The sequence below is a fragment of the uncultured Fretibacterium sp. genome (assembly GCF_963544685.1).
In the GTDB taxonomy this organism is placed as follows: Bacteria; Synergistota; Synergistia; order Synergistales; family Aminobacteriaceae; genus CAJPSE01.
In genome coordinates this window covers 1-7,519 of record NZ_CAUUGJ010000111.1, presented here as the reverse complement: position 1 = coordinate 7,519, position 7,519 = coordinate 1, and the positions used below count along the sequence as shown (strand labels likewise).

Annotated in this window: 4 protein-coding genes and 1 pseudogene; 4 read left to right on the top strand and 1 reads right to left on the bottom strand. The window is 65.0% G+C overall.

The genetic code is table 11. The annotated features are described in order from the left end of the window. Positions 1–168: 168 nt before the first annotated feature. On the bottom strand, positions 169–1,536 hold the full coding sequence (locus ABLA28_RS09540) for a mannose-1-phosphate guanylyltransferase/mannose-6-phosphate isomerase (protein ID WP_347713467.1): 1,368 nt from the start codon (positions 1,534–1,536) through the stop codon (positions 169–171). Between the two features lie 326 nt (positions 1,537–1,862). Between ABLA28_RS09540 and arcC the strand changes: the two genes are divergently transcribed. The 4 genes and pseudogenes from arcC to ABLA28_RS09520 all read left to right on the top strand — a co-directional run. After that, positions 1,863–2,822 (top strand): carbamate kinase, encoded by a 960-nt coding sequence (arcC, locus tag ABLA28_RS09535; protein ID WP_347713466.1) that lies wholly within the window; start codon positions 1,863–1,865, stop codon positions 2,820–2,822. 123 nt (positions 2,823–2,945) lie between these two features. Continuing rightward, positions 2,946–5,990 carry an ATPase, T2SS/T4P/T4SS family gene (locus tag ABLA28_RS09530; RefSeq protein ID WP_347713465.1) on the top strand — a complete coding sequence of 1,015 codons (3,045 nt, stop codon included), beginning with the start codon at positions 2,946–2,948 and terminating at the stop codon, positions 5,988–5,990. 156 nt (positions 5,991–6,146) lie between these two features. After that, positions 6,147–7,229 carry a PilT/PilU family type 4a pilus ATPase gene (locus ABLA28_RS09525; protein ID WP_314717248.1) on the top strand — a complete coding sequence of 361 codons (1,083 nt, stop codon included), beginning with the start codon at positions 6,147–6,149 and terminating at the stop codon, positions 7,227–7,229. 27 nt (positions 7,230–7,256) lie between these two features. After that, positions 7,257–7,519: pseudogene (locus ABLA28_RS09520) on the top strand (type II secretion system F family protein); the annotation flags it as partial.

The window sequence follows — 7,519 nt, the reverse complement described above, 5'->3', positions numbered from 1 at the left end:
TTCCCCTGCCGGCTTCATCGGATTGTCCTGCAATTCTCTTGCCTGCGGATTTGGGGGATAACCTGTCGCTTGTGGGCCTTTTTTATTTTCTCTCGCCTTCCGCTGTCGCATTCAATATTGTAAATATAAGGCCTTAAGAAAGGGGCGCGTTCCGGAAAGCGCGGAGCTTCAGGCTTCTCCCTCGCCCTCGCCCAAATATTCGCCCTCCAGGACCGACACGATCTCGAGGGCGATCCGCCCGCAGTTCTCCAGCCGGCAGGGGACGTTCTTGGGGATGAAGATCCCGTCCCCCTCGGGGACGAAGCGCTCCTCGTCTCCAAGGCGCACGCGCGCCGCCCCCTTCACGACGATCCAGTGCTCGGCGCTGTGGCAGCGGGGCGGGAACGATGCCGCCTTGCCCGGCGTCATCACCAGGTGCCGGACCTTGAAGCGCTCCGCCTCGCAGAGGACCCGGTAGGCCCCCCAGGGCCTCGTACACTCGGAGATCTGGCTGACCTCCCGCCGCCCCTCGGCCTTCAGTCCCCGGACGACGTCGCGCACGCCCTGAGAGGCTCCGCGCCGCGTGACGAAGAGCGCGTCGGGCGAATCGACGACGATGAGGCCCTCGACGTCGCTCAGCACCGTCAGCCGGTTCCGGGAGTCCACGAAACAGTCGGAGGCATTCCGGAGCGTCACGTCCCCGACCGTCGCGTTGCCCCGCTCGTCGCGGTCGGACACCTCGTGCAGCGCGTCCCAGGATCCGACGTCGGACCAGCCTGCGTCCATCGGAACCACCGCCACCCTCCGGGCCCGCTCCATGACGGCGCAGTCGAAGGAGACGGGCTCGATGCCCTCGAAGTCCCCGGCCAGGGCCTCCGCTCCCCGCCCCGCAAGGGCGGCCAGGTCCGGGGCCGTCCGCTCGAGCTCCCGCTGGAGAGAGCCGAGGGTGAAGACGAACACGCCGCCGTTCCAGAGATAGTCGCCGCTTCGCAGGTACTCCCGCGCGGTCTCCAGGTCGGGCTTCTCCACGAACGCCTCGGCCTCGAACCAGGCCCCCCGCTCCGCGCCTTTGCGGATGTAGCCGAAACCGGTGTCGGGCCGGTCGGGAACGATGCCCAATGTCGCCAGGTATCCCTCCGCCGCGGCCTCCGCCGCGCGCTCCAGGGCTGCAGCGAAGGCGTCCGGATCGCGGACGATGTGGTCGCTGGGGGTGACGATCACGATGTCCTCGTCCCCCGCGCCGGACTCCCGGAGCGACTCGCAGCCCAGCAGGATGGCCGGCGCCGTGCTGCGCATCGTCGGCTCCGTCACGATGAGGTCCTCGAACGGCCCCGCGACCTCCCGGGCCTGATGGGCCACCAGGGAGCCCCACTGGGCTCCGGTCACCGCCCGCAGGTGTTCCACGGGCAGGATGCGCAGCATCCGCACGATCGTCTCCTGAAACAGCGTCCGTGTGCCGGACAGGGCCAAAAACTGTTTGGGCAGGTCCTCCCGGGACCTCGGCCATAGCCGCGTCCCGCTTCCTCCCGTGAGGATCAGGCCATAAAGTTCGGACATCTCCATCGCTCCCTGCAGTATAATTTAGACATGAAAGTGCGGACGCCGCTCCGTTCCGCTCCCCGGCCTCGATATCATGGGCTGCATGGCGCAGGACGGCGGGGGGTCCTTGTGGATTGTATCCCTTTGAAATGGTACAATCAACAAAAGATTTTTGGGCCGATACCGATAACGACAATGGGGCCCGACGGGGAGGCCCCACCGGCGGGCGAGATAGCGAATATGGCGTCGCTTCGCCGGGATGGGAGTGTTGGAGCTTGATGTTGGCGTCCTGTGGGGCGCCTGGATCTTATGAAATGGGACGACGAAAGGGGCAGGGAACTTCTATGGGCAAGCTGGCGGTGGTCGCGGTCGGAGGAAACTCGCTGATCAGGGATGAGGCTCATAAGACCGTAGCGGATCAGTACGCGGCCATATGTGAGACGGCGGTCCATATCACGGATATGATCGAGAGCGGCTACGACGTGGTCGTCACCCACGGTAACGGCCCTCAGGTCGGCTTCATCCTGCGCCGTTCGGAGATCGCCGAGCAGGCGGAGGGGATGCATCCGGTCCCGCTGGTGAACTGCGGCGCGGACTCGCAGGGGGCCATAGGATATCAGATCCAGCAGGCCATGGGCAACGAGTTCCGGCGGAGGGGGCTGAACAAGTCCGCCGTGACGGTCGTGACCCAGGTCCTGGTGGATGCGGAGGACCCCGCGTTCGGAAAACCCTCGAAACCGATCGGCTCTTTTTTCGGGGAGGAGCGGATGGATCGGGTACGCCGCGAGCATCCCGACTGGACCCTGGTCAGCGATGCCGGACGCGGCTACCGCCGGGTGGTGGCCTCTCCGATGCCGAAAGAGATCATCGAGGCCCCGGCCATCGAGAGCCTGCTGGGTCAGGGGTATTGCCTCGTTGCCGTCGGCGGCGGCGGCATACCCGTGGTCCGGCGTTCCGACGGGACGCTTGAGGGACGGGATGCCGTCATCGACAAGGACTTCGCATCGAGCCTCCTGGCCTCGCGTCTGAAGGCCGACCTGCTGGTCATCTCCACGGGGGTCCCTCAGGTCTGCATCAATTTCGGCAGACCGGACCAGAGGGCTCTGAGCCGGGTAACGGCTGAGGAGCTGAAACGTTATGCGGACGAGGGGCATTTCGCGCCGGGCAGCATGCTCCCCAAGATTCAGGCCGTCATTCAGTTTCTGGAGTGCCCGGGCAGGGAGGGGCGACGTGCCGTCATCACGGATCCTCAGTCCCTGGGCAGGGCCGTTGAGGACAAAGCGGGAACGCACGTGGTGCCTTGAGCGTTCTTCCGCCTTTCTTTGTGTCGTTTTTCCACGTTTTTGTATGCGCTGAAAAAGCCGCTGGGGACTCCGGCAGCGGGTTTCGTGTCGCGATTGAGTCAGGAGGCGGAGGTTCTCAATACGATGACTAGAAAAAGATTTGGAGATATCTTGCTTGAGGCCCGCATGATCACGCCCGAGGATCTGGAGCGGGGGGTAGACGTCAAGGCGTCGAATCCGGACAGGCGTCTGGGCGCTATTCTGGTGGATCTGGGGATTCTGACGGAGGACCAGGTCACGGAGGCCTTGGGGCTCCAGTTCATGTTGCCCGTCGTCAACGTGGGGGATTACATAACCAATGTGGTAACCTACAACGTCCTGCCCATGGACCTGATGGAGCGCTTGAACGCCTTTCCCCTGGAGCTGCAGGATCGCGGATCGGTCCTGCTCGTGGCGATCTCGGACCCTCTGGATGTGGCCACCCAGGAGGAGCTGCGCAAGGCGGCCTCTCTGGAGCTTCGCTTTGCGCTGGCCCCGGCCGGGGCGATCCGCAAGGCTCTCCTGATGGCGCAAAACTCTGCGCGGCCAAAGTTGAGCGATGTCTTGAGCCATGCCGAGGGGATCCGAGGAGCGCTTTCGACGGCGCCCTTATCTTCGGGGTTGGACGCGGCGATGCCGAATGGAGGAACGCTTCGGCGGCGTACGGAGGCGGAGCTCGGTCAAGGTGTTCCCGCATCCGGTCCCGTGCCGAGTGTTGCCCGTACGCGATTGAGCGATATTCTGAACCACGCCGAGGGGATCCGTGGAGCGCTTTCGATGGAGCAGGGAACGGCCGGAGAGACCCTGCCCAAGGGGGGGCGGCGTCCTGAGCTGTCCTCTCGGGGCAATCTCGCCGAGGAATCCGACTCGGTGTCCGAGGAACCCCGTGTCCGTCGTCGTCGTCCCGTCGTCTATGAGCCGGGAGACGAAGGGGCGTCTTATGTCGAGCCGAGCGCAGCCCCCGTCCGCCAGAGGCGTCGTCCCGTCGTATACGAGGATGCCGATGGAGGTGCCCCGTCTGCCGGTACGCCCGCATCGCCCCCTGTCCGTCATCGGCGTCGTCCCGTCGTATACGAGGATGCCGGTGAAGGCGCGCCACTTGCCGCCGCGCCCGCGTCGGCTCCCGTCCGTCAGAGGCGTCGCCCCGTCGTATACGAGACGGACCCGGAAGACCTGTCTCATGCAATCCCTTCGGAGGACTCCGGCGGCCAGGAGCAGGGGCCCGTCGCCGAAGTGAAGCCTCAGGACGCCGTGTCGGCCCCGGAGCCCTTGAATTCGGTCTCGGAGCCACGGAATGCGAGCCCCGCCGTCGTCCCCGAGGTCGTTCCCGAGATGGAGGCGCCTCGTCCCGAGCCCGAGGCTGTCGGGCCGTCGGCGGCCGTCGTCACGGATTCTCAGGACGGTCGGTCTGCCGGGGATACGCAGGCCGCTTCCGCCTCGGCGGACGACCGTGCCCTGATACCCAGCTTCGCCGCGCTGCATGCCCGTCAGCCCAAGTTGGGCGATATCCTGGTCCAGGCGGGGGTCATCGACGAGTCTCAGCTGGTCCGGGCGCTGCAGATACAGCAGGGAAGCAAGGATGACAAGAGGAAGCTGGGGGAGGTGCTCGTCTCCGAGAAGTTCATCACGGAGACGCGCTTGGCCGAGGCGCTCTCCACTCAGCTGAAGCTGCCCCTGTTCACCCTGACGCGCTACCGCCCCATGCCCGAGGCCATCCGGCTGGTGCCCCGCGCTGTCGCTGAGCGTCTGGGTCTGATCCCGCTTTCGATCATGGAGGACGATCTCCTGCTCGTGGCGATGTCCAATCCCCTGGACCTTCTGGCCCAGGACGAGGTGCGGATGCTCACGGGCCGGAACCTGAAGATCGGGATCGCAACCGCGTCCGACATCAATCAGAACCTGGACCGCCTCTACAACCTCCAGAACAACCTCGAGGAGGCCATCGAGGAGGTGGATACGGAGTCGATGCAGAACCTCGAGCTCGACTTCGATTCCACCTCTGCGGACGAGGCGCCGGTCATCCAGCTGGTCAGCAACCTCCTGCAGCAGGCCGTGCGCGAGGGGGCGTCGGACATCCACGTCGAGGTCTACGAGAAGACGGCGCGCGTGCGCTTTCGTGTGGACGGTCAGCTCTACAGCGCGTTCGACTACCCCGTGGCCCTGCATCCCTCCGTATCCGCCCGCCTCAAGATCATGAGCGGCATGGACATCGCGGAGAAGCGCAAGCCCCAGGACGGCCGCATCCTGATCCGCGTGGACGGCCGGCGCATCGACCTCCGCGTCAGCGTTCTGCCCACCATGAACGGGGAGAAGGTCGTCCTTCGTATCCTGGATCAGGAGAGCTCCGCCGTGGGGCTGGACCGCCTGGGCCTGGAGGCGGACGACATGGAGAAGATCGACCTGTTCTGCGACATGCCCTGGGGCATCATGCTGGTGACGGGCCCGACGGGCAGCGGCAAGTCGACGACGCTCTACTCGATGCTCCAGAAGATCAACCAGCCGGACGTCAACATCATCACGGTCGAGGACCCCGTGGAGTTCTCCGTCGCGGGGATCAACCAGGTCCACGTTAACGAGAAGGCGGGCCTGACGTTCGAGTCCGCCCTGCGCTCCATCCTGCGGCAGGACCCGGACAAGGTGATGGTGGGAGAGATCCGCGACCAGAAGACGGCGCAGATCGCCATCCGCGCGGCCCTCACCGGGCACTTCGTGCTCTCGACCCTGCACACGAACGACGCGCCGAGCGCCGCCACCCGTATGGTCGACATGGGGGTTCCCCCCTTTCTGGTCTCGGCGTCGTTGTCAGGGGTCATCGCCCAGCGCCTGGTGCGGCGCCTGTGTCCCATCTGCCGTGAGGAGTACGAACTGAACGAGAACATGTGCGAGACGCTGAACGTCCCGGTGGGGACCCATGCGTTCCGGCCCCGCGGCTGCAACGAGTGCCGCAACGGCTACAAGGGGCGCCGCGGCATCTACGAGATCATGATGGTGGACGACGAGCTGCGGCGCATGATCCTGGAGGGGGTCAGCAACATCCAGCTTCGCGCCGAGGCCATCAAGCGGGGGATGAAGACCCTGCGCCAGTCCGGGATCAACAACGCCTTGGCGGGACATACCTCGCTCGAGGAGGTCTTTGCCACCACGCTTTAGCGTCTTGTTCATTTCCTTTCCTCCTCTTTGGAGAGCAGGACTGCGGACGGATGAATTTTCCGAAAAATGACGAAAACTGCGGATGTGGTTTGGGCGGGCCTTTGAAGGATTGCCGCCCGCTTCGAGCCAAACTGTTTCATTGAGGAGGCCTTTACCTTGCCTATCAGTCTGAAAGCCTTGCTGAACGACGTCGTCTTGAAGAACGCCAGCGACCTGCACATCGGCGTGGGGGTTCCTCCGGTGATCCGTATCGACGGGACCCTGAGATATGTCGAGGGGGGCGGGATCCCGACGGGCCTGGACATCGAACGTGCCCTGCTGGAGGTGATGAACATGGGGCGGCTGGAGGTTTTCAAGGAGGAAAAGGAGCTGGACTTCAGCTTTACCCATACGGGGCCGGACGGGATCGAGGCACGGTTCCGCGGGAACTGCTTTTTCGAGGCCCACGGCATGGCGGCGGCCTTCCGCCTGATCCCCACCTATATCCGCTCGGTGGATGAGCTCAACCTCCCCCTGGTGCTGAAGGAGATCGTACGCAAGCGGCGGGGGCTCTTCCTGGTGACGGGCCCCACGGGACACGGCAAGAGCACCACCTTGGCCGCGCTCATCCGGGAGATCAACATGACCCGTTTCGATCACATCATCACGATCGAGGACCCCATCGAGTACGTGCACCGTTCGGAGCGGTGCCTGATCCACCAGAGGGAGATCGGGACGGATACCTCCAGCTTCGCCGAGGGACTGCGCCGCGCCCTGCGTCAGGACCCGGACGTGATCCTGATCGGAGAGCTCCGGGACCTGGAGACCATCGCGGCGGCGATCACGGCGGCGGAGACGGGGCACCTGGTCTTGGGGACGCTGCACACCCAGGACGCGGCGCAGTCCGTCGACCGGCTTATCGACGTCTTCCCGCCGCATCAGCAGACGCAGATCCGGGTGCAGCTGGGGTCGGTCCTGCTGGGGATCTGTTCGCAGCAACTCATTCCCAAGGGGGAGACCGGAGGGCGGCTCTGCGCAACCGAGCTGCTGATCGCCAACCCCGCGGTGCGCAACTGCATCCGGGAGGGAAAGGGCAGCCAGATCCGTACTCTGATCCAGACGGCGGCCAACATCGGGATGCACACGATGGAACAGAGGCTCTCCGAGTTCGTCAAGAACGGCTCCCTGTCCCTGGACGCCGCGATGACCTACGCCTACGATCCTCAGGACCTGCAGCGGATCCTGTCGAAAAATATCTGACACGACTGATTCGGGGGTGAGGTTGCCATGAACTTCAGATACAGGGGCCGCGATGCGGGCGGCAGCGTTGTCGAGGGGCAGGTGGAGGCGGAGAACCAGGGGATGGCCATGGAGGCCCTGAGGCAGAGGGGCGTCGTGGTGCTCTCCATGAACGCCAGCGGAGGGGGGGCGGTCAGGGCCGTTTCCGGGGAGTCGATGTCCCTGCTCGACAAGCTCCGGCGCATCGGCACGGTGTCGGGCAAGACCAAGATGGTCTTCTTCCGGCAGCTCGCGACGATGGTCAAGGCGGG

Excerpts from the sequence above, each read along its gene's own strand:
- ABLA28_RS09540 (WP_347713467.1), bottom strand. The coding sequence starts at position 1,536 with ATGTCCGAACTTTATGGCCTGATCCTCACGGGAGGAAGCGGGACGCGG.
- arcC (WP_347713466.1), top strand. The coding sequence starts at position 1,863 with ATGGGCAAGCTGGCGGTGGTCGCGGTCGGAGGAAACTCGCTGATCAGG.
- ABLA28_RS09530 (WP_347713465.1), top strand. The coding sequence starts at position 2,946 with ATGACTAGAAAAAGATTTGGAGATATCTTGCTTGAGGCCCGCATGATC.